The 23,906-nt window shown below is 48.7% G+C and carries 16 protein-coding genes; 1 reads left to right on the forward strand and 15 read right to left on the reverse strand.

Annotation, left to right across the window (positions count from 1 at the left end):
• Nucleotides 1-18: 18 nt before the first annotated feature.
• From hemG to htpG, 3 genes are all read right to left on the reverse strand, one after another.
• Nucleotides 19-1,431 carry a protoporphyrinogen oxidase gene (gene hemG, locus ACFQ3J_RS15350; protein ID WP_251582509.1) on the reverse strand — a complete coding sequence of 471 codons (1,413 nt, stop codon included), beginning with the start codon at nt 1,429-1,431 and terminating at the stop codon, nt 19-21.
• A 14-nt stretch (nt 1,432-1,445) separates the two neighbouring features.
• On the reverse strand, nt 1,446-2,330 hold the full coding sequence (locus ACFQ3J_RS15355; protein ID WP_251582511.1) for a putative RNA methyltransferase: 885 nt from the start codon (nt 2,328-2,330) through the stop codon (nt 1,446-1,448).
• A 228-nt stretch (nt 2,331-2,558) separates the two neighbouring features.
• On the reverse strand, nt 2,559-4,445 hold the full coding sequence (gene htpG, locus ACFQ3J_RS15360) for a molecular chaperone HtpG (RefSeq protein WP_251582513.1): 1,887 nt from the start codon (nt 4,443-4,445) through the stop codon (nt 2,559-2,561).
• A 264-nt stretch (nt 4,446-4,709) separates the two neighbouring features.
• On the opposite strand from htpG, the gene ACFQ3J_RS15365 reads away from it, so the two are divergent.
• A complete protein-coding gene (locus ACFQ3J_RS15365) occupies nt 4,710-5,135 on the forward strand; it encodes a hypothetical protein (RefSeq protein WP_251582515.1) in 426 nt (141 codons plus the stop codon).
• A 141-nt stretch (nt 5,136-5,276) separates the two neighbouring features.
• Here ACFQ3J_RS15365 and ACFQ3J_RS15370 read toward each other — a convergent pair whose 3' ends face one another.
• The 12 genes from ACFQ3J_RS15370 to ACFQ3J_RS15425 all read right to left on the reverse strand — a co-directional run bounded on the left by ACFQ3J_RS15370 (nt 5,277) and on the right by ACFQ3J_RS15425 (nt 23,903).
• The gene (locus tag ACFQ3J_RS15370) at nt 5,277-6,854 is read right to left on the reverse strand and encodes a response regulator (RefSeq protein ID WP_251582517.1); all 1,578 of its coding nucleotides are present in this window, start codon (nt 6,852-6,854) and stop codon (nt 5,277-5,279) included.
• Entirely contained in the window at nt 6,829-8,352 is a 1,524-nt protein-coding gene (locus tag ACFQ3J_RS15375; RefSeq protein WP_251582519.1) for a sensor histidine kinase, read from the reverse strand. Before ACFQ3J_RS15375 ends, ACFQ3J_RS15370 begins: the two co-directional genes overlap by 26 nt.
• Entirely contained in the window at nt 8,349-9,368 is a 1,020-nt protein-coding gene (locus ACFQ3J_RS15380) for a sugar-binding protein (protein ID WP_251582521.1), read from the reverse strand. Before ACFQ3J_RS15380 ends, ACFQ3J_RS15375 begins: the two co-directional genes overlap by 4 nt.
• 141 nt (nt 9,369-9,509) lie before the next feature.
• Nucleotides 9,510-10,331 (reverse strand): carbohydrate ABC transporter permease, encoded by an 822-nt coding sequence (locus tag ACFQ3J_RS15385; RefSeq protein ID WP_091160363.1) that lies wholly within the window; start codon nt 10,329-10,331, stop codon nt 9,510-9,512.
• Nucleotides 10,332-10,334: 3 nt separating this feature from the next.
• Nucleotides 10,335-11,270 carry a carbohydrate ABC transporter permease gene (locus ACFQ3J_RS15390; protein WP_251582522.1) on the reverse strand — a complete coding sequence of 312 codons (936 nt, stop codon included), beginning with the start codon at nt 11,268-11,270 and terminating at the stop codon, nt 10,335-10,337.
• 109 nt (nt 11,271-11,379) lie between these two features.
• Nucleotides 11,380-12,696, reverse strand: a complete 1,317-nt coding sequence (locus tag ACFQ3J_RS15395) for an ABC transporter substrate-binding protein (RefSeq protein WP_251582523.1) — start codon at nt 12,694-12,696, stop codon at nt 11,380-11,382.
• A 312-nt stretch (nt 12,697-13,008) separates the two neighbouring features.
• Nucleotides 13,009-15,078 (reverse strand): glycoside hydrolase family 65, encoded by a 2,070-nt coding sequence (locus ACFQ3J_RS15400; protein WP_251582524.1) that lies wholly within the window; start codon nt 15,076-15,078, stop codon nt 13,009-13,011.
• Nucleotides 15,079-15,244: 166 nt separating this feature from the next.
• A complete protein-coding gene (locus tag ACFQ3J_RS15405; RefSeq protein ID WP_091160606.1) occupies nt 15,245-16,735 on the reverse strand; it encodes an extracellular solute-binding protein in 1,491 nt (496 codons plus the stop codon).
• 172 nt (nt 16,736-16,907) lie between these two features.
• On the reverse strand, nt 16,908-17,774 hold the full coding sequence (locus tag ACFQ3J_RS15410; protein ID WP_091160369.1) for a carbohydrate ABC transporter permease: 867 nt from the start codon (nt 17,772-17,774) through the stop codon (nt 16,908-16,910).
• Entirely contained in the window at nt 17,774-18,637 is an 864-nt protein-coding gene (locus tag ACFQ3J_RS15415; protein ID WP_244533584.1) for an ABC transporter permease, read from the reverse strand. The genes ACFQ3J_RS15410 and ACFQ3J_RS15415 overlap by 1 nt, the downstream gene beginning before the upstream one ends.
• A gap of 268 nt (nt 18,638-18,905) precedes the next feature.
• Nucleotides 18,906-21,191: a helix-turn-helix domain-containing protein gene (locus tag ACFQ3J_RS15420; RefSeq protein WP_251582525.1), complete on the reverse strand. Its 2,286-nt coding sequence runs from the start codon at nt 21,189-21,191 to the stop codon at nt 18,906-18,908.
• Between the two features lie 252 nt (nt 21,192-21,443).
• The gene (locus ACFQ3J_RS15425; protein ID WP_251582526.1) at nt 21,444-23,903 is read right to left on the reverse strand and encodes a glycoside hydrolase family 88/105 protein; all 2,460 of its coding nucleotides are present in this window, start codon (nt 23,901-23,903) and stop codon (nt 21,444-21,446) included.
• Between the last annotated feature and the right edge of the window lie 3 nt (nt 23,904-23,906).

Consider the following 23,906-nt stretch of genomic DNA (forward strand, 5'->3'; position numbering starts at 1 on the left):
ATAGTGGTATCTATCCCTCTAAGGTTGTTCTACTACGCCTTGTAAATGCAATTGCTCAATTACCTTCGCTGCTGTCTTCTCTCCATTCAGCATGCAATCTGGAATCCCCACTCCATAGTAGGAACAGCCAGCAAGCCAAATTCCCGGGAAATAAAGTGACATACCATGCTCCAGTGACTGAACCAGTTCATGATGCTTCATATGGTAATTCGGCATTTGCTCATGCCATTTGTGGACGTGATGCGTCATCGGCTTCGCCGAAATTCCCATCGCCTCGCGAATATCGCTCAGCGCAACCTCAATAAGCTCTTCTTCAGACAAGGGAAGAAGTGAGTCATATACTGGCTTCGTGCTTTTATAAAAGAGTCTGACCAGCAAACGGCTGTGATCCGATGTATGCTTCCACTTTCGGCTCGTCCAGGTACAAGCATTGCACTTCAGGTCACTCGCATCCGTCGTGATGAACCCCGTCCCGTTAGCCGGGAGCTCACTGTCCGGAATGTCAAAGCCCAAATAGATGCTGATCAAGGAGCTGCTCTTCAGCTGCTCAAAATCTCTCATAAGCTCAGGCTTAGCAAGCATACTTCCCGCTGCGGTATGAGGGACACTTAATACGACGTAATCGGCTTCCAATTCATCACCGGCAGACAAATTCAATGTATACTTTCCATTCACACGCTCAATGCGGGTAACGGACGTCTCTTTACGAATATCCACCTTGGAGAGTTCCCTTTCAAACGCATCAATGAGATCAGACATCCCTCCAGCAAAAGAAAGAAACTTCTTCTCTCCAGAGGATTTCAGCTTGCCTCGCTGCTCGGACAGTCCGCGGATCAGGCTCCCATATTCGTTCTTGTAATCCAGCAGATAGGACAGCGTCGAAGCCAGGGTAAGGTCATAAATATTCCCTGAATATACCCCGGATATAACGGGTGCAATCTGCTTCTCCACAAACTCCTTGCCGAGAAAAGCTTCAAGAAATTCACCTAGAGAATCATTTTTTGTAAACCGGTCATTAGGCGTGTAAAAATCCTTGAGTGCTTCGACTTTTCCTTCGGCAGATACAAGTGTCGTACTGGCGAGAGATTCAATGCTCATCGGTATCCCGAACATGGAATCATCAGGAATCTGCTTCAGCGCTCCGTCACTGTGGACAAAAGAAGTACCTGTCTCGTTGAAAACGATGCGATCGGTTAGCCCAAGCTGCTCAATGTATTGAAACGTATTCTTTTTGCGCGTCACAATGGAGTCAGCTCCCGTCTCCATCGTAAACTCCCCATCATGTACGGTGCTAATTTTGCCGCCCAGCGCAGAGTCTGCCTCTAACAGGACGATCCGCACGTCTTGACCGCTTGTTCTAATCTCTTTTTGCAAATGATAGGCACAGGACAAGCCTGTAATGCCTCCGCCGACGATGGCCACTGTCTTCAATGGAATCTCACCTTCTATATCTTAAAGTTCAAATTTTTCTTTTTCCCGTACATTATATGATAATCAAACGTAATACTCTGCTGTTTAAGGACTTCCTTCTGCTTGTGTTCTGTAATTCCCCAGGACAGAGGCGTCATATGAACCAAGTGGGCCATTCCCTCAGCGTCAAGCTGAAGTGTGTAGCTTACCTTCTCCTCACAAATCATGTGAAAATGACGGGCAAAATGCTGGATTGTACGCTTATTATCGTAATCCTCCTGTGCCGTATGCTCATAGAATCGGCTTCTCAGCTCCTGCAAATACCCGCTGCCTGGAATAACCTTAATGACCATGCCGTCATCCGTCAGCAGCCGGTCGAATTCTTCATAGTTCGAAGGAGACAAGATGTTCAGAATGTGGTCGACAGCATGGCTCTTAAGCGGCGTTCTTGCAAGATCTGCAACACAAAAGAGAGAATCGGAGCTCTGCTTGGCCGCAAGCAGAATCCCTTCCTTGGCAATATCCAGCCCAACACCAATCCATTCATGCCTCGTCATAGAGCCAAGCTTCTTCTGGAGCTGGATTAGCAATGACCCTTCGCCACATCCGGCATCCAGCAGCATATTCGGCGCAGAAGCCCTAGAGTACTGGAGATGATCCGGCATGTGATTCATCATTCCTAATGCGATCGCCTCAATCAGCGGTTCAAGCTTACCATCTGCGATCAGCTGTTTGCGCGCACGGAATAATGTGCGATCATATTTAGTTTTTGCTGCACGCAGCAGCATGTTAATGTAGCCGTATTTCGATATATCAAAGGTATGTCCTTGCGGACAAAACAAGCCTTTTCTTGCCGTAAGCTCCATTTCCCCGTTACATACTGGACAACGAAGCAAATTAATAACGTGTGAATTCAGCATGCTAACACCCCATTCATTCATTTATCGCAGGAATGAAAAAGGCACAGAAAAATAAACCCCCGGCTTGTCATTTTTAAAAAACGCCTGGGCTTACTTATAATCTGTACCTCTCATTAACGATAGCGAATGAACTGAATTAGCATACGTAGTTCTCCTTAAAATAGAAAAATGAGAACAGAAACCTCTGTTCTCATTTCATTTTACCGTGGCATGGGGCTGTAGTAAACCTTACGCCATGATTTTGCAGATATCGTTCGTGAACGCGACTGGATCTTCAACCTGAAGACCTTCAATCAGCAGTGCCTGATTGTACAGTACGCTGGTGTACACAGCAAATTTATCTTGATCATTCTCATATGCCTGCTTCAATGCGCTGAACACATCATGATTCGCATTAATCTCCAGCACTTTGTCGGCTTTGACCTGCTGGCCGTTCGCATTCGGCATCGCATTCAGCACTTTCTCCATCTCGATGGTGATTTCACCATCGGCGGATAAGCAGACCGGATGGGATTTGAGACGCTTAGAAGCTTTGACACTCTTCACTTTGCCGCCCAATAGCTCCTGCATTTTCTCAAACAATTCCTTGTTCTCGGACTCCTTCGCTTCGGCTTCCTCTTCACTGGCATCCGCTTCGAATCCAAGATCACCACTCGATACAGAACGGAATTCTTTCTCCTGGTAGCTCATCAGCATCTTGATGGCGAATTCATCCACATCGTCTGTGAAATAGAGAATTTCATATCCTTTATCCGCAACGAGCTCCGTTTGCGGCAGGCGTTCGATACGCTGTACGGATTCGCCTGTTGCATAGTAAATATACTTCTGATCTTCCGGCATACGGGAGACGTATTCAGCCAGGCTGACCAGCTTCTGCTCCTTCGAAGAATAGAACAGCAGGAGGTCCTGAAGATCGCCCTTGTTCATGCCGTAATCGTTGTATACTCCAAATTTAAGCTGTCTGCCAAACGATTCGTAGAACTTCTCATAATGCTCACGCTCATCCTTCATCATGGACTGGAGCGCAGATTTGATCTTGTTCTTAATATTCTTTGCAATCAGCTTCAATTGACGATCATGCTGCAGCAGCTCGCGGGAAATGTTCAAGGACAGATCCTCGGAATCGACCATCCCTTTGACAAAGCTGAAGTAATCCGGCAGCAGGTCCCCGCATTTATCCATAATCAGTACGCCGTTGGAGTAGAGCTCAAGACCTTTCTCATATTCCTTGGTGTAATAGTCGAACGGTGTTTTTTCCGGGATAAACAGAATGGCGTTGTACACAACGGCACCATCCGCACTGATATGTACGTGCTTCAGCGGCTTGTCGAAGCCGTAGCGTTTTTCGAAATAGAAGTTCTCATAGTCTTCATCTGTCAGCTCACTCTTGTTCTTGCGCCAGATCGGAACCATGCTGTTTACGGTTTGCTCTTCGGTAACTTCCTCAAATTCGTTCTCTGCATCTTCCTTCGGCTTCTGTGTCTTCACGTCCATCTTGATCGGATAACGAATGAAATCGGAATATTTCTTGATGATCGTTCTAAGACGATACTCCTCAAGGAACTCATCATAAGAATCCTCTTCCGTATTCTCTCTAATGTGAAGAAGGATATCGGTGCCCACACTGTCTTTGTCAGCCGGTTCAATCGTGTATCCATCTGCGCCCTGAGACTGCCATTTATAGGCCTGATCGCTGCCCCAAGCCTTGGTAATGACGGTAATCTCATCAGCAACCATGAACGCAGAATAGAAGCCGACCCCGAATTGACCAATAATATTATGGCCGTCCTTCAGCTCATTCTCATTCTTGAACGCAAAAGATCCACTGTTCGCAATGATCCCCAGGTTGTTCTCCAGCTCCTCCTGAGTCATCCCAATCCCTGTGTCAGAAATGGTGAGCATGCGGTTTTCTTTATCTGCCGTAATTTTGATGAAATAATCTTCGTTATTAAAAGTCAGTTGATCCTCTACCAATGCTTTGTAGTACATCTTGTCGATCGCATCACTGGCGTTGGAAATAAGCTCTCTTAGAAAAATTTCCTTTTGTGTGTAAATAGAGTTAACCATCATCTCCAGCAAGCGCTTGGATTCCGCCTTAAACTGCTTTGTTGCCATGATTAGTCTCCCTTCTATTCTATGAGCGTCGCTGCTCAAATTTTTAGCACTCTAAACCTTAGAGTGCTAACTCTTCTACTTATATATCATATCCGAAAAATTGATGTCAAGTTTAGATTCAGTTCTTGTAGTAATCAGCATAATTAATTATCTGAATAAAGCTAATCCGATCATTTTCATCTACTGGATACTGTCAGATTTGTAACCAAATCATGTATTACTTCGTTTAAAATAGGCTCGATCCTTCATTTAGGAGGTAAATCCATGAAATACATACTTAAGCTTAATATAATGAGTGCTATGTACGCGCTGCTGATCTTCTATCTCGTTCAAAGTCTCGGTAATTTTTATCGAATTGCGAGGCTTAAGAACTGGGAAATGGATATCGTGAATCAAGCAGTTGACTGGAGCAGCCTTGGAGTATCACTGCTGTTCTCTGCCCTTTTCTGTTACCTAAACGTCAGATGGCTTGGCCTGAGGAAGGCTAATTATTGGACTGTTCTGCTGTGGATACCTTATTTTATCGGCTTTACTTATGTAATGGTTACGCTGTTTCCCATCACCCATCCTGCCGATGATCCAGGACCCGCTGTAGGACTTATTGTCCTTGGCATGCTGATCTTCTACCCGTTTTATATAGCAATATTGAACTTGTTCTCATATGTGTTTCAGAGAGTGAAATCTCCATAATCTATGAATGAAGGTTGGTTTCCGTGCTCGCTTCATAAAATTCATACTGTCATGCAAGTACGTTACGAAGGGTAGTCTTGGCATCCGCTAAAAAAGGACACGATATTCTCGTGTCCTTCGTTTCATCTTCTGCTCGTAAGCCTAGCATTCTTTAAGTGCAGCACTCCGATAATCGGAAGGCGACATGCCAACCATCTTCTTGAAGACACGGCTGAAATAATTGGGATCCCTGTATCCAATTCTCTGACTAATGTCCTTCAATATATGACTGGGATCTCCGAGCAGCTCCCGAGCTTTTTCGATTCGGATTCCCGTCAAATAATCAATGAAGGTAATGCCGCACCTCTCATGAAAAATCTTACTGAAATAATGGGGATTCAGCCCCGCGATATCAGCGACCTCCTCAAGTGACAGCTCCCTGCTGTAGTGCTCAGCTATATATGCCTTTGCTTTTTCTATACTGCCTCTGTGCTCATCCATATACCATGTGTCCAGCGCTTCCAGTACAATATCAAATTGAAATATAGCATGCCCGCGTAAATCTTCGACGTCATTTATATCTTGAAATCCGCCAAGCTTAGGGAGAGATATTCCCTTCTCCTTCGCCTGGTTAAGTATTTGAGCAAACAGCTTGTGCAGATCATGCTGAACCCTTGCCAGCTGATACCTTGTCATTTCAAGCAGCTCGTTCAAGTACTGCTGAAACATGCCCTTCGCCTCCTCCACGTTGCCACGTCCTATCATAAGCAGTAACTGCTGCTCACAAGCATGAGGATAAGGGTACGACTCCTCATTCCCTGCGGGCAGATCCTCATAGAAACAGCTGCAGAAGAAACGCGGTTCACTAGAAGCGAGCACAGCCTCGTGATAAGATCTCATCCATCCTTCCCTGCTGAATTTCAGCGTTCCGATGCCCGCGGTCATTCCGCTTGAAGGAAACATGCGCTGCGCTTCCTGCAACAGGCTCCTAGTTAGATGAGCAGCTCTTGAGCGAACAGATATGCCACTTTCATTCCTCAGCCGTTCAGGAAACAGCAGCAGCGGAAGATGCTGTCCAATAAAAGGTCCTGCATGACAGAATCCATATACTGATATGCGGTTTCGTGCCCATTGCTGGATTCGAGTAAGCTCTGCTTGCCCGCTCTCCTGATCCACAGCGACCTTCAGTACACAGGCATATCCGGCTGAATCTGCAGGGATGCCTGCTGCTTGCTGCCATTCGGTTAGCTCTGCGCCAAGTGTCCGTGATTGACAGATAGAGGACACCCAATCTATTTCAAGCAGCGCTTTGGTCTGTTCTGCCTGATGCCTCAGCGCATTCATTTGTGACAGCTCACGTCTCTCCTCATCAATATCCTTCATCACTGCTTTAATCGCACTTACGATTTGCTCTTTCTTGCAGGGCTTCAAGAGGTACTCCTTAACTCCGTATTTCATGACACAGCGCGCATACTCGAATTCGTCAAAGGCCGAGACCATGATCACCTTCATGTCAGGCAGAAGGTTATACAATACCGATACAGCTTCAATTCCGTCTGTACCCGGCATCTTAATGTCCATCGTAACCAAATCAGGCAGCAGCCTTTGCGCCATTTCAATGGCCATTCTTCCGTTCTCCGCTTCACCCACGACCTCGACATCGGGCAGATTTCTCTCCACGATCATCCTGAGGGCGCTGCGTTCAATCTGTTCATCATCGGCAATAAGCATTTTGAACATAGACGGCTTTCTCCTCCTTCGCGCAAGGCAGCTTCAACCTTATGATCGTTCCCTGTCCCGGGGCGGATTCAATATCCATGACGTCTTCCCGCTGATAATATAGCTGCAGCCGTTTCAGCACATTCGTAAGACCAATACCACTAGACGATGGTGGTGAGGACGGACTTTCCGACCAAGACTGCTCTTTCTTTCCTGTATACTCTTCTGCTGCTTCATCCTCTGGGAACACAGATCGGCCGAGCAGCTTCATTATCTGTTCTTCTCTCATGCCGGCTCCGTTATCCCGAATCTCCACCATGACCAAGCCGCCGTGTCTATAAATATGCAGTGACAGTTCTCCTCCATCCTCACAAGACTCTATTCCATGTACAAAGCTGTTTTCGATCAGCGGCTGGATCGTCAAGGAAGGCACCACATAGCCCAGGCAGGACTCATCAATCGTCTCCGAGAAGCGAATCCGCCCTCCGAATCTCATTTGTTGAATGTAAAAATACTCCCTCACAATCGCGATCTCATCCCTCAGCACCACATCGTGATGCATCTTTTTCAGATTGTACCTCAGCAGTGTCGAAATGGAATCCACCAGGTCACTAGTCTTCTCCGCCCCTTCCACGTAAGCCATTTTGGATACCATATTGAGTGTATTGAACAGAAAATGCGGATTGATCTGGTTTTGGAGACTTCGAATCTCCATTTTTTTGACGAGCGCATCAAGCTCTGATTTTTGCTTCATTTCTACCACAAGCTGACGAATATTCGCGCACATCCCGTTAAATGTCTCTGCCAGAAACTGCAGCTCATCCCGACTGTTCACCTTTATATCGCCTACCGCCAGATTACCGCGTGAAATTTGCTTCGCGGCCGTGGATAATCGGCGAATAGGATTCGTTATCCCTTCGGAGAACCAGAACGTAAACAGTGTGCATAATAGTGCAGCAGCCAAAAAAGCATACACGGCCATTTTTTGCAGATGTTCATTCTTCGCATTCATCATGTCATAAAAAGTCTGGTAATTGGACAGCTCGCTGTTGATTAGCGTAAGCGTCGTATCCTGGATGAACCCGGCAGTCCGGTCCGTTTGCGTCATCCGTTCATAGTAAGCGGCCAGATCTGTCCCTTGAGCCTGATTGATGGTTTGTCTGCCTTGTTCCAAGAAGCTCGTTATCATATTGCTATAATTCTTCACGAGCACATAATTCATATCGTTCTCAATCTCCGCCAGCAGTGTTTCATTCAAGTGTCCAAGCTCATGTGCCTGTCTTTCATAATTCTCAAGCAGCCCCTGATCAGAAGCAGAGCTTTGCACAAAAGTCTGAATGGAGCCGTTAACCTGCACCGTACGCTGATTGATTTCGTTGAGCAGAAAGAACCGTTTCAATATCTGATCATACTGCGTAAGAGAATTGCTGTTATTCTGATACAAATACAAGGCAAGAGCAGATAAGAGGACGATCAGCACAGTGAAGAACAGCATCAGCTTTGTTTTGATGTGGATCATAAACCTCCGTTCCCTCCCTTGTACATCGATAGATCTTCCTTTCGAATAATGCGGGCATCCGTGTTATACACACTGACAATCCGCTCGCCTCCCAGATAGTCCAGCATAAGCTCTACACCCTCCGCTCCCATTTGATAGGGCTTCTGTACAATGGATGCAGAAACAATGCCCTTGTCAATGAGCTCTATCGTTTCCGGAAGGTCATCAAAGCCGAATACTCGAATATCTTTATGCTCGCTGGCATGCGAATCCTGACTCCTGTCATTCAGCATTTGAGCGATCCCCATCGCATCCAGGGCACTAGTACCGACAAACGTATCCAGCGCTTCATGCTCCCTGGACATCGTATACGCTGCGGACGCGGAGCCAATCCGGTCGATGTTCGATTCTTTCATGTCTAGGATACGGATACCGTCCTCCCGTTTCACCGCATCCAAAAAGCCGCGGACGCGCTCCTTCAGATTAGCAGCATGGAAGCTGCCGGTGACAATCCCGACGTTTGCGTTCCCGCCCGTATCCTGAATGAGCGCTTTGCCAGCCATAAATCCTGCCGCGTAATTATCGGTGCCCACATAAGCAAGACGCCGGCTGTCCGGCGCATCGGAATCAATGGTGATAACGGGAATCCCTAACTCTATGGCCTGGTCAACAATAGAAACGAACTGCTCTTCATCAAGCCCTTGGGTCAGAATGCCGTCGATCTTGGAGGCTACCGCCATTTCAATCAGCCGAATTTGCTCGCTGACACTGGCTTCCACCGGGCCAATGTACTCGAGCGTGGCATGGTTTTGCTCCGCTGCACTTCTTGCTCCATGCTCGATCAGGCGCCAATAGGGATTATCAAGCTCCTGTGATATCAGTACCAGATGGATCTCAGGATTATGGGAATGGGTAATGGAAGACATGCCGGATTCATAATGAAGCGCTTTCATAAAATGAGTCAAAGATATGGACACCGTCAGTAGAAGCAGCAAGGCAATCAGAATATAATGCGGCCGCAGCCATGAATTGAGCAAGCGGGAGCCCCCCCCTTAGCTTGATATGGATCAAATCTAAAAAAGCTCTTACAGAGAGCCGCTTTCTTATCTAATGCGGCTCCCTATGCTGAGCTTAATCATTTCCATAACAAATCGCAATCCTTGATTTATATGAACAAGCTATCCTTTGACAGAACCTGCGAGCAGTCCTCTAATAAAATATCTTCCAAGCAGTATATATACAATCAGTGTAGGTAATGCAGCGAGGACCGCTCCTGCCATCTGTACATTCCAATGGACAACCTGACTGCCGGACAAATTCTGCAGCGCCACCATGATGGGCTGCTGGCTCTGCGTCGTCAGCGTGACGGCAAACAGGAATTCATTCCAGATGTTCGTGAACTGCCAGATGCCAACGACCACAAAGCTTGTCACCGACAGAGGAAGAATGATATGCCTGTATATACCGAGGAACCCTGTACCATCAATCTGCGCCGATTCAATAATCTCATTAGGGATGCTCACGTAGAAATTGCGAAAGATCAGCGTTGAAATAGGCAGACCATAAATGACATGCACTAAAATAAGTCCCGGCAGTGTATTGTACAGGTGAATCTGCTGCATGAATTGAATCAGCGGAATTAGAATGCTCTGGTAAGGAATAAACATACCGAACAGAATCAGTGTAAAGATCGTTTCCGAGCCTTTAAACCGCCATTTGGCAAACACATAGCCATTCAGCGACCCAAGAAGAGCGGAGAGCACGGTTGCCGGAATGACGAGCAGCATGCTGTTCCACAGATGCGGGGCAAGCCTGGCAAAAGCCTGGCTGTAGCCGGACAGGTCTATTCTTTTTGGGAAGGACCACATTTGATTCAGTGTAATTGCATCAATTGATTTGAAGCTGGTGACAAGTACGACATAGACCGGAACCAGAAACAGAACGGCAAACACAGCAAGCAGCAAGTAAACGAAAAAGCGGGAAAGTCTTCTCTGTGCCACTCTCTAGTCCCCCTTTCGACTGGAAATCAGGTAAGGTACGATGAGGAACGAGACGAACAGCAGCAGCAGGATGGCAATGGCAGATCCATTGCCATAGAAATTGCCGCGGAACGTCGTTTCAAACATATAAACACCAGGCATATCGGTGACAAACATCGCTCCAGGGCCAGTCATCGAATAGACGAGGTCAAAGATTTTCAAGGAAATATGCCCAAGAATAATAACGGCGCTGACGATTACAGGCCTCAGCAGAGGCAAAATAATGGAGGTGAAAATCTTGCGCTCTGTGGCTCCGTCCACACGTGCAGCTTCGAACAAATCCTCCCCGATCGCCCGAAGTCCGGCGAGCAGCATCGCCATGGTATAGCCTGCCATCTGCCACACAGCCGCAATGATGACCGCAACCAAAGCTGCCGGAAAACCGAATTCAATCTGACCCATTTTGAAGAAAGAGAGGATTTCTGTACTCACATACCATTTGGGAGGACTCGATACACCGAGATTTTGCAGCAGAATATTAATTCCCGAAGAAGGATTCAGCAGCCACTGCCAGACTACCCCGGTTACGATAAAGGAGACTGCCATCGGGAAAATAAAAATGTTGCGGAAGATGCCTTCTCCTTTAATTTTCGAATTCACCAGCATCGCGAGCAGCAATCCAATCGCTAAGCACGCGAATATGAAGAGCACTGTAAACATGATGGTATTGCGGATGTCAGATTGAAACCGGAAGTCCTGAAATAGAAAAGCGAAGTTCTTGAGTCCGGCAAAGGATAAATCCTTTACAAGACTATTCCAGTTACTAAGCGATACATAACCCGTCCAGCTGATGAAACCATATACAAAGATACCGATCGCTATCAGAGAGGGCATGAGCAGCAAGATACCCCATGCGGTATCAGGCACTCTTTTTTTGCGAAGAGTTGATTGTGTTCCCATTGAATTCGCTCCTTTTGCTTACGCGATTGGCCGCCAGATTGGCGTCAGCTTCACTTCAAAAACAGCCTCGCCGGATCAAATAAGTCCGGGAGGCTGTCGAGAGGTCAAATTACAATCCTTGGGAGGCTGCCGACTTGAGTCCCTGCACCGCCTGCTCTACGTCTCCGCCGGTAACGAAAATATTAATAACTTGGTTCGCCTGTGTCAGGAATCCTTCAGAAGCGGCTGAACCGTGCGCAAGGCTTGGTGTGAGAGCACCATTCTTGAAATCCTCCATCGTCTCCTTGCCGTATACGTCGTACTTCTCTACATCCGCATCAATACGGGCAGGAATTGATCCTTTCTCCGGATTAAAAGCATCCTGCCCTTCCACAGAGCCCAGCACCTTCAGGAATGCCTTCACCGACTCGGGGTCCTTCACACCGGTTGGTAATCCGAACGTATCTGTGATAACCATGAAGCTGCCATCTGTACCCGGTGTAGGTGCGTAGCCGAAATCAACACCTACCTCAAGCTTAAGGTCGCCTGTGAAATAACCCTTTGCCCAGTCTCCCATCACGTTCATGGCTGCCTCTCCGCTCGATACGAGCTGGGAAGCATCCTGCCAGTTGCGGGCCGCATGGTCTTCGTTTACATAGGTGAGCATTTTCTTGAAGGTCTCGAGCGCTTCCTTCACCTTCGGATCATCAAAGCTGATGTCCCCTGTCCACAATTGTCTGTAACCGTCGGCACCGAGTGTTCCGAGAAGCACGGTCTCAAATAAATGGGTTGCCGCCCAAGGCTCCTTGTCTCCAAGCGCCAGCGGTGTAATTCCTTTTGCCTTCAATGCATCCGCCGCCGCAAAGAACTCATCAAACGTTGTCGGCACCGTTAATCCGTTGTCATCAAACACTTTCTTGTTGTACCACAGCACGTTGCCCCGGTGGATATTAACAGGTACAGACCAGATGCTGCCGTCACTGCTGACAAGATCGATCAAATCCTGCGGGAACTTATCGTTCCATCCTTCCGCTTCGTACAGATCATTCAGCGGCTCCATCTTGCCGGCTGCAACCCAGCCCGAATTGAGCTCCGAACCGCCGTGTACCTGAAATGTCCCCGGAGGATCTCCCCCTTGCATCCGGCTGGCCAGCACGGCCTTGGCATTGGTTCCTGCTCCGCCGGCAACAGCGGCATTAATAACCTCAATGCTCGGTTGATTATCCTTAAATACCTGAATTAGTGCCTTGAGACCTGCTTCTTCTCCGGCACCGGTCCACCAGCTGAATATTTCAACCTGCTTGCTGTCCGTCGTAGCAGGCGTTTCCGTTCCTTCCCCTCCGGTAGCTTCGCCCCCGGCAGGTGCCGAGGTTGAACCTGAACTGCATGCTGATAGAGCCAGTGAACCTAGTAGTGTCAGCGTTAGCCATATTGGTGATTTCTTCACATCAACACTTCCTTCTCATTCATGTTAGGATGGATGGTTATACTTATACACTTGCTTGCACCTCAGATTATAAGCTCCAAAATGTAAGCGCTATACTGGATTATGTTCAGGTCATCTGGACTTTATTTAGGGGTGCATGTCCGTCATAGAAGCAAGGTATACGATCTACAGAGCCTAGTTGAGCGCCAACAATAAAAAGAAGCTCCAAGCATGAGTTATCATGCATGAAGCTTCTCTAGTAAAAACGATGTATTTAATCGTTTCACACATTCTATAGGTTCTTCGTTCCTCGTCCTTCAAGCTGCAAGACTCTCACAGCCTTTGAACAAGTCCCTCATGCCTTACCGTCCAGGTACCATCCTGCGGAAAGCCAGGGGCCTCGCCATCGGGTCCGCCAATCCAGCCTGCCGCCATAAGGGCGACTGCAGCAAGGAGTCCTCCGTTGCCCGGCAAATAGGCCAGCAGATCATCGCGCTGATAATTGTGCCCGCTTTTCAGATACGTATTTTTCACCTGGTCCATGAGCAGCATGTCTATGGCGAGTTCACCTTCGCCAAGTCTCGCGGCCGTCATCGCGGCCGTTGGGAAATCCCATCCCCATGAAGTTTCCCAACGCCAGGCTTGCCTTACTCGGTGCAAAGTAGAGAGCATGACAGACCGGTCAATCAGCTTGCCGGGCAGCACGCCAAGCGCTGCCAGCATGGATGGATGATCCATGTTCGCTCTTGTATACGTATCCGTGCATAGCTCATGTGCCTCATATACACCGTTTACAGGCATTGGTACAGACAAATGCTCCATCACATGCCGCCATCTTGGCTCATCAGGCAATCCCAGCTTCTCCCGCCACAGGAGAGCAATCTCAAGACCATGGCGCCAGTATTCCAGTTCATAGACGGGATTCATCGTCTCGCTGCCCCGGTGGTTCTCCTGTGCAGGAATAACAGGCGGACCGAGCACATAACGCTCTCCCGGCTCATCCCACACCGCGAAGGAAACCATAAATTCAGCAGTTTCCATCACAATCTCCTTGTACCGTTCAAGCACCGCCTCTCCCGGATTGGCCTGATAGCACAGATAGGCCAGATCAATCGGATGCGGCTGCTGCCAGATCAGCAGTGTTGCAACGCTGGACGGGCTCTGATCGCCCTCCGGCCCAACCATCTTCGGCCATCTGGCTCCCGTGTAGCCCCCCGATACTGCCAGATCCAGTGCCTTTGGCAGAATCTTCTGATACCAGGACAGGCTGCGCTCCAGCAGATGAACTCTCCCCCACTGGGCAAAGTGTGCGGCATGCCACCAGTGCATTTCGAGGTGGGGCTTACCAAACCAGCTATTATACATAAGCCCGGTCTCCTGTGGGGGAAGAGAGCCTGCAGAATGCAGCGCTGTCTGGTATTGGGACAAGATGATTCTTCGCTCCAGCTCGGAGGCCCGCGGATCACGGCTGTCTGCGAGCTCAATAGCCCCGCCGCTCATCCAGAATTGTTCCCAGTGTGACGCAGAGTAGGATCGGATCGTGTCACTCGGATGCAGTTCTCCGATCAAATCTACAGAGGGTGTATAACTGACCGTCAAATCCAGCTTCGACAAGGAGCTGTTCGGGACCAGACGATAGGCATGCCGGCCGAGCTGAACAAGTTCACCATCCGTCCAAGCAAGCCCTACTGCATACTTGTCTTCATCCATGATCCGCCTGATCTCAGCTCCATGCTGGTCTGCATGATGCAGCTCGGTCCTATGCCCTTCTTCTGTCTCCCAGTTCAGACCTATACTGCTGCCCCAGCCGCGGGACTGCGGGTGGGGAGCAGGAAACCGGACGGATACAAATAGCCGGCCTTGTTCGATGAGCTCTGATTCTATTGTCAACCCGATCTGATCCAGCCGGTCATGACAGCTTGTGAGAACGGTAACGGGTACTTCCTCCACACGGAACCTGCTAGTGATGATTCCCGTCCATAAATCAAGCTCTTGTTCGATGTCGCCAAGGTCCTGAAGCTGAATCCGGGCGCCATCTGAAGAGAATAACTCAAGTCCGATTACACCAAGCTGGACCCGATGCGGATTCTGTCTCAGCCAGTGAAAAACCTCCTCCTGACCGGAAGCACCTGTTGCATATCCTACCTTCCGTCCATGCGTTTCATATGGGACAAGCTTTACGTCCTCATATCGATACAGATCATGTCCGCCTGTACTGTGCCATCCCCAGTTGGACTGGGTTCCTAGCGGAAACTTATATTCGTCCGGGAAGCTCTGCATGCCGGTGATATCTACAGTGTAGGCAAATTCTCCGTTGCCTACAGACAGCGGTGATAGGGTCTCCGCCTGCCGCAGCACCGGATTATGCCGGGTGACAAGCAATTTGCGATCAATTCTTTGCATAGGACAAGGAATCCTCCTGCTTCTTTTTTTAGATACTCAGCGTGTTTATTGCGAAACATTCAATGAAGCCAAAGCCACCTAAAAGTCATGGCAAGCATATAGCACTATGCTATTGCGGCCTGGCCTCATTGATTAAGCCTGCAGCTGCTCTATCATGGTCGCTTAGTTACTGCTGGTAGCTCTGCACCTTCTCATACCATTCCTGCGCCCGCTTCGTGACCTCTTCTCCGCCGGAGCTGTTCCAGCGCTCCACGAACTCATCAAATTTCTCCAGCGGCCATTCACCGATTACAATCTTGGACAAATATTCCTGGAACAGCTTGTGAGATTGTATGTCCGGATATCCTTCATATACTGACGAAGGAAGTCCATCTCCGGCAATACGGCGGGCATCTGCTGTTGCAACGTCAAAGATATCCTTGACCATCTGGATCTGATCCTCCGGAAAGGTCTGCTCAATACGGACATCCATCGTCTCTTTCGTGTTGTAATTCAGCATGCCGAGCGCAATCGGCGTGTTGTCGTCGGCAGGAAGCAGCTGCTTCTTGCCATCCACGACCTCATGCTGCACACCTTCAATCCCGAATCGGATAAAGTCCTCATTCGCCGGATCGTAGAAGAAGTCAAGCAGCTTCAGCGAAGCCTCAGCCTTGTCCTCGGACATCTTTGGAATCATCCACTCCGGCTCGCCTACGCTTTTTTGGGTAACGTAGCCTTCATAGCCTTCCACGACTGGAATGGGCATTCCCTTGACGACGGCTTCTGGTGCAAGCGTCTGGATCGCGGCCAGCCGATCCTTCAAGTTCCCAGGCAGATGATACCAGCTGCCGACCAGGTTGTTGTTAATCTTCGCTGTCCAGATCTCCCCCTTGTTCAGGAAGGTCTCGTTATCCAGCAGCTTCTGTTCGTATAAATCACGTACAAAAACGATAGCATCCTTCATGTTCTGTGTAACACCTGCGTATTGCAGCTTGCCGTCGTAAATGTCCCATTCCGGCTTCCCTTCCCACATGGCCACGCCATACATGGCAAACAGATGATCCATCCAGGTCCCGAACTCGCGGCCTGTCGTTGGAATTTCGTCTGCCTGGCCATTGCCGTTAGGATCCTCGTTCAGGAAAGCCTTCAATACTTCGACGTATTCCTCCTGTGTTGTAGGCATGTCGAGCCCCACGGCATCCAGCCAATCCTGACGAATCATGGGGGCACGCTCTGGAATCATATAGATTTTGGGAACATAATAGATCTTGCCATCCGGTGAGGCAGAACGTACTATATCCCAGGCTTCCTGAGGAATGCGCTTCCATAAATTCGGAGCATGCTGTGGCAGCAAATCGTCGAGCGCAAGTGCGCCATTCTGTGAGATCAACGTCTGCTCGACGCCACCTACCGGTCTCATAATATCCGGCAGATCACCGGAAGCGATCATCACGTTCATGCTCTCCACCGGATCGCCGCCTGACGAGGTTGTCTGCAGATTATACTGCACTCCGGTCTTCTCTGCGATATACTGCACATGCGCATCATCCGGCGATGGCAGCTTCCCCTTGCTAAGGTGCGTCTTATAGACATCCACCACGACATAATCCGGATTGGTCGGCGCAGCTGAGCTGCCTGTGTCCGTATTGCCGCTGCAGCCAGCCAGTACCGTCGTCATCCCTAGTGTCAATGCCAGGATAGCCCGAGTCCATCCTTTATGAGTCCACTGATTACGATTCCACAAATGCGATCTCCCCTTTTCAATAAGTTATATGACCCGCCAATTACTCCATTCGCAATATTCAAGACTTTGAATTCATCACATGCAGCAGTTTACGCGGCCGGATGGGCTAGCCCTTTAATGAACCCAGCATCGCTCCCTTGACAAAATATTTTTGCAAGAAGGGATATACCAGAATGATCGGCGTCGCCGCAAATATAATGGTGGCCGCCTTCAGCGTTGTAATATTGTAATCGAAGCTGCCGAGCATATCCGTCACAGTCAGCATTTCTGGTGATACGATATATTCCCTCAGCTTCACCTGCAGTGGATGCAGATTCGGGTCACGGATGAACAGAATGGCCCGCTGGAAGGTGTTCCAATAACCCACAGCATAGAATAAGCTGACCGTTGCAAGTACGGGCTTGGATAGCGGCAGGAAAATCTGGAACAACACTCTGAAGTCATGGCAGCCGTCAATCTGTGCTGAATCGGACAATTCAGCAGGTATGCCCATGAAAAAGGTACGGATAATGACCATGTTGAATGTGCCGATCAGTCCCGGAATAATCAGAGCCCAGATGGAATCCAGCATCCCGAGCGATTTGACGGTCAGATAGAACGGGATAAGCGGTGCGTTGAATATCATCGTGATCACAATCCCGAGCATGACATGCCTCTTGATCATGAACTTCGGATGCGCCAGTGGATAAGCGGTGAGCACAGAGAATAATACACTGAGCAGCGTACCAACCACCGTAATGAAGATTGTAACCGCAAAAGAATTCCATAAATCCTGACGATTCAGAATGTATTCCCAAGCCCCCAATGTAAACTCGACCGGGAACAAAAATACTTTCTTTGAATCTGCCGCAATCGGCGAACTGAAGGACATGGCCAGCATTTGTACGAGCGGTGCGAGCATTGTAAATGCAGCCACTGTCAAAAAGGTGTAATTGACGACCTTGAACACTTTTTCTCCGAATGTACTTTTCATCACCACAACCCCTGCTCTGTTTTTCTCGCAAGCCGATTAAAGATGTAGAGTAAAATAAACCCGATGACGGACTGGAACAGACCAATGGCTGTCGTCATGCTGTACTGTCCCTGGAGCACCCCTGCCCTATACACGTAAGTCTCGATAATATCTCCTACCGAATACGTCATTGGCGTCAGCAGGTTAAATATCTGATCAAATCCAAGCTCCAGGAAGTTGCCGATATTCAGCAGGAACAGTACTGTAATGGTCGGGAGCAGAGACGGAAGGGTAATATAGATCGCCTGCTTCCATTTGCCCGCACCGTCAACGACCGCGGCTTCGTACAGATTGGGATTGATCGCGGTCAATGCTGCAAGATAGATAATGGTCCCCCAGCCCACTTCCTTCCAAATCCCTGACAAAATTACGATCGTCCGGAAAGCCCCCTCCTGCTGCATAAATAGAACAGGCTCATATCCGAACCAGCCCCGTATTACGTTAACAAGTCCGCCGGTGGCCAGCAGTTCGAATACAATACCGCCCACAACGACCCAGGACAAGAAATGCGGAAGATAAAAAATGCTCTGATACGTGCGCTTCATGATTCTCCCTGCAACCTCATTAAATAGCAGTGCGAGAATAATGGGCGCCGGGAAGCTGAATACAAGCTGGTAGAGCGCAATGAGAGCCGTATTGCGGAGCACGTTCCAGAAATCGGGATACGTAAAAATAAACTTGAAATTATCGAAGCCGACCCAGGGACTGCCCCATATCCCATTCATAATCTGATAATCCTGAAAGGTAATAATGCTGCCAGCTAACGGAACGTATTTGAATACGATGTAATACACAATTCCCGGCAGGACCATGAGGTAGAGCATCCAGTACTTGCGGACATTATGCAGGTAAGGACGAATGGATCCTCGTTTCGATGTGGAATGAGACACCTCCGGTTTCGCTGTGATGTCAGCCATGTGTATGTTCGCCCGCCTTTCCTCTTCTATTGTCGTAATGCCACGTGGGACACCCTCAATTTACGACTGACAGGCTAAATCAGCAATCGACCATTCCGCCAATATATGGACATAAAGAGAAAAATCCACCCTCTGCAGTATTTGCTCATAGGGTGGAGCTTCGGTTCATCATGTGTTACACAGAATATTTTTTGTATTTCATATGCTCTCTGTATTTTCCCGGTGTAATATCCTTCAGCTTGCGAAATACACGGATGAAGCTGTTCTCATGCTGATAACCGACCATTCTTGCAATCTCCGCCAGTTTATAATCGGTCTCGATCAGCAGCTCACCGGCTTTTTCCACACGTAACTTAGTGAAATAATCGTGAATCGTCTCTCCTGTCTCTTGCTTGAACAGCTGGCTGGCCAGGCTGACACTGATATGCACTGAGGAAGCAATTTCCTGTACCCCTACATTCCCGTCCAGATGCCGTGTCATAAAATCAATCATTTGCTGCACCATTATGGCCTCCCGACTGACAGCGAGCGATGCAAAATGATCAGCCAGTCTGCTCGTGTATTCATAGAGAAGCTCCATCATATCCTGCAGATCAAGCGTGTGCAGCTGACGAATCTGAATAGCTTCCTCCGGATCGGCTCCTTCTTTGGAAACTTCCAGCTTCAACAGACGCTGGCGAATATGAGTGAGCATACTCGTCACTTCAGAAGGATACCAGCCTTCAGTCCTCATCTGTTCCTCAAGCTTGCTTAACATTCGAGTTGCCTGCTCCTTCGACCCTGTCTCTACTGCCTGTAGTAATCCCGAAACCATGGATTCATCCTCTACAGAATCGGTCCGCTCATGGGAGGCTACTTCTTCAAAGGTAATGACCGTCCCATACCCTTTATATAATCGATAGCTCAGCGCATTCTCAGCTTCATAATACGCACGCTGCAGCTTCATGACGTTCTCTGCCTGATGGCTGATCCCGATCGACACCTTAGTCTGCAAAATATCCTGCAGCATCGGTAAGATTTGGCTGATCTCTGCTTCAATCGGCTCCTCCTTATCCCGACTGGACTGGAGCACTAGAGCCAGCTTATCCTTGCCTAGATCCACGCTGACACTGCGGTAGGATGGAGCGAGCAGCTCCTCAGCGATATTGTTCATTGCATATTTATATAGGAACTGATCGTTATCACTCCATTTATCCGCCCATTCCGAATACCGATCAATGGATATCAGTACGACAAGAAGCGGTCTGTTCGTCCATTCCTTGAAATATTGATTCCACCTTGCTTCCAGCTCTCGCCTTCCGGACAAATTGCCCATGAAAATATCCTGCACGAACTTCGATGAGGCCTCTGCCTTGGTATGACGGATTTGCTGAGACAGATCTTCATGTGCCCGCAGGAGCCGGACGGTAATATTCTCAAGCTTGCCAAGATCGAGACTGTTCTCTTCACGTTCATAATTTCTAAGGAGGGAATGCAGCCGGCGAATAGGCTTGAAAGTGACGGCATGAAGCTGAATGATCAGCCAGGCTCCGAGCACCAGCATAATGAGGGAGACGAGCAGTACGACGCTGCGGATCTTCTTGGAATTGGCCAATAAATCGTCCTGGGAAGCGATGGATACATACCTCCAGTCCGTCAGAGGAGAAGGATTGTGGGTAAGCAGCAGCGACTCACCATTCAGTTCTACATCATCGTATCTTTGCTCTCCCAGCTGCCGTGTGTGCTCATAGATATCGGACGGCTCAGCGTGGGCATTGCCGATCTGATACACCAAATTCCCTTCGCTGTCGAGAATATACTGGGCGCTCTTGATCTTCGAAACCGTGCTTGGTCTCATCTGTGCGAACAGCTCTGCCTTGTTGAAGTTCAGGGCAAGGATTCCCTTCATCTCGCCTTGGACAACGATTTTTCGAAAATAGGTAATTTCGTTCGTTCCGTTCTTGCCGCTCCCGCCTGCTGCCGTTCTGGATTTGACAAGCATGGTCTTCTCTTTAAGCTCGCTGCCTACGCTCACCCAGTCCGAATCTGGAAATGTGCTGAACCGGGAGCTGTAGCCCATCGGGTAAGATACAAAGCTTTTCTCATCTTCATTAAAAATGTATGCGCTTTCTATTATAGGTGAGTTAACGACCACATATTTCAAATACTCAATGAGCTGCCGGATTTCCGTTTGCGTGATCTGTTCATCCTTAGAGAGGTATCCATATACGCCTGAATGCAGTGCCATCTTGATAGCCGTACTGTCCGTATCCTTGATATAGTCTTCAATAAAATTCATCTTATCGCTGAGCAGCTGGTGATGCATTTCGCTCAGCTCGCTTTGAAGCACCGATTTGGATGTATAATAGGAAGTCAGACTGACCGCCAGTATGATGACGAACATCGCAATCGTCAGCGCAAAAACAAGCCTTGTCTGGGTCGTTGAGAGCAATGCGCGGAGCGAGCTTGACACTTTGGACATGATTCGCCTTCCCCCATCCTTATCCGCTTGGGATTTGCATATCGTTCGTACTAACATTTTCTTTCCATATGTTATCACAACTTGTATGGATGTCGTTCACAAATATTTAAATTTTTTCCTATTTGAATCAATTCGTACTCTCATTAAAAAGGTATTATGAAATGGATTCCTTCGTGAAAAAAGACAAATAACCGGACTGTATAGCCCGGTTTATTGCCATTCATATTTTTTACTCCGTCATGCTCCCGTTATTTACTGTGGACACGATCGGATTGAAGCCGCACGGGTCTCCTTCAAATACTCGCGCAGCCTTAAGGACTCGATCCCCGCGAGCAGTACAATACCGATGCCGTGGGTGTCATTCAGCAGCCAAGACAGACGTTCCTTGTAATAATTCGGAGAGAAGGAGTATCCCGACCCTCGGCAGACCCCGTATACATTCCCGTCTCGATCAATACAATGGCGTATAATCCCCTCATAGCCACGGAAGACCGCCTCAGCATATTGACGCTGTATTTCTTCTGGAAGCCAGCCATATCTTATTCCTCGGGAAAAAGCATAGATAAACATCGACGAGCAAGATGTCTCACTGTAGGATTCGTGATCTGTCAGCACCTGATGCCACAGGCCCTGTTCATCCTGAACTGCAAGATAACCCTCGCACAGTTCCCTGTAGAAATGCAGCAGATCGTTATAATTCGGATGCGTCTCGGGAAGAACAGTCAACAGCTCAGTTAGAGAGAACAACACCCAGCCATTGCCCCGTCCCCACGGTACCGTACAGCCCTTATCAAAATTCAGATTGTACACATGGTGCATCATTCTCTGCTCAGGCATATACAGTCTTTTCTTATACAGCAGAAATTGTGCAGCTGCGTCATCCAAATACCGAGTTTCACCAGTGAGCTTGTAATACTGGCTAAGGAACGGAGTACTCATGTACAAGTCGTCGCACCAGATCGTATTGACCATTAGCTCGCTGAAGCTGCGATAGCGGTACAACGTTCCATCGGGCAGGCGATCCTGTTCATGTGTAATATAGGCCGCTATACGATGTGCAGCCTCCTCGGCTCCCCTCAGTTCCTTCAGCACGTGAGCTCTGAGCATGGTAGCACCAAAGGAACCGCAGTCATCCAGACTATCGATCAGCGCAAGCTGGTGATTCATCCCGGGGGCACCATGCCGCTCGATATCCCACATGACCAGCTCATCCAGAGATGTGCACTGCTCAATATGGCCCGCTGCATAGTCTATGTAATCCGGGCGGGACAGCTCTCTGCCGGTCTCCAGAATGCCATACAGCGTAACACCTAGCGGATAATTCCATTTTCCGTACAAACGGGATTCCAAATAAGGACGAATCCGTGCAGCCGGCTGATCGGCTCTGAAGTAAGTTCGTTCATCTCCCTCCCCGAATAGACAGTCCATATGAGGGACATCTCGGGGCTGAGGCACACGATCCTTGGAAAAAGGTCCAAGATACAGCCAGTGTCCTGTTAACCCTTCGATCGGGTATGGCCTGGACCATGTTAGCGCTTCGCCAGTTTCTTCTCCGGCAAATACATCCAGATCAAATCCCCAGGCTTGACGGGTACGGGCTGACACAACAACGACGTCATGCATTCCATAGTCCAGCTCCGTCTCCACCTCGAAGTAGCCTTGGTCCTGATCGCTTGCGTACAGCAAATTTCCGTCCACATATAGCTTGAACGTTCCTACATGCAGCCCTTTCCATGTCACACGGCGTTCACTTGAAGTGCCCCGGTGATCCAGCCTGGACCAAGCCAGCGCAACGGACCCAAGGGGACAGTCCAAGCAATCTGCAGTGACAACTGTATCGGCGCTTGCACGGGTAAGAACATTTGTAATTGCATTTGAGCTTGCATTTGAGCTTGCATTTGCACTCACATTTGCACTCGCATCATCACCGTCACTTCCCCTGGTATTGCCTTCTACATTGGCCTTTTCCTTAATTTCTGCCCCCATCCCTGTATCAAACACTCTCGCGAAGACACCGAGCTGCTGCTCCTCCTCGCTCCATTCACTTCGGGGATACCAGGTCAGACCTGTGGCTGCTTCGGATGCTGATATTTCTGCCTCGAATATACTTGCTAGCTTCGAGTCTATATCGTAAGTATTCACCTCTTTCACATTGCCTGGTATCCAACGTATATGCTGGGGTTCACTGTATACCCAGCCTTCCTGCCCTTCGCGTTCAATTGATGGGGCAAGAAAATGAACCGGTGCGCCTTTCACTGAGCCTGTACCGAATTTTGCACCGCAGCCGGTGGGTGTTTTTTCAAACTCCAGCACGAAGAAGTTCCAGCCCTGACGCAGCTTTCCACGCAGTCCAGCCTTGCTCTCCGGCATGACGTCATCCCGATGATTCGATTCAAAGGCCAGCTGGCCGTTAATAAACACCCGTGCATGGCTGTAGCAGCTGATCCGATAAGCCTGCGAGGTGTCCTCATCAGCCCATATTTTGGCCCAGGCATAAACAAACTGTCCATCCTGCAGCTGAGGAAGCTTCTCCATGAGGTTCATATCGTAACGGTATTCGTTATCTCTAATAAAGCCTTCCACATTAAGCAGCCGGTACGTCGGCAAGGTCCTCGGGTTCGCTCCGATATATCGGTTTACAATGGCTCTAAGCACATCCTCTGTTCTGTCCAGTGAAGCTCCGAAAGAACGTTCTTTGGTTACATATGGCATCGC

Source organism: Paenibacillus provencensis, from assembly GCF_042678545.1.
Lineage (GTDB): Bacteria > Bacillota > Bacilli > Paenibacillales > Paenibacillaceae > Paenibacillus > Paenibacillus provencensis.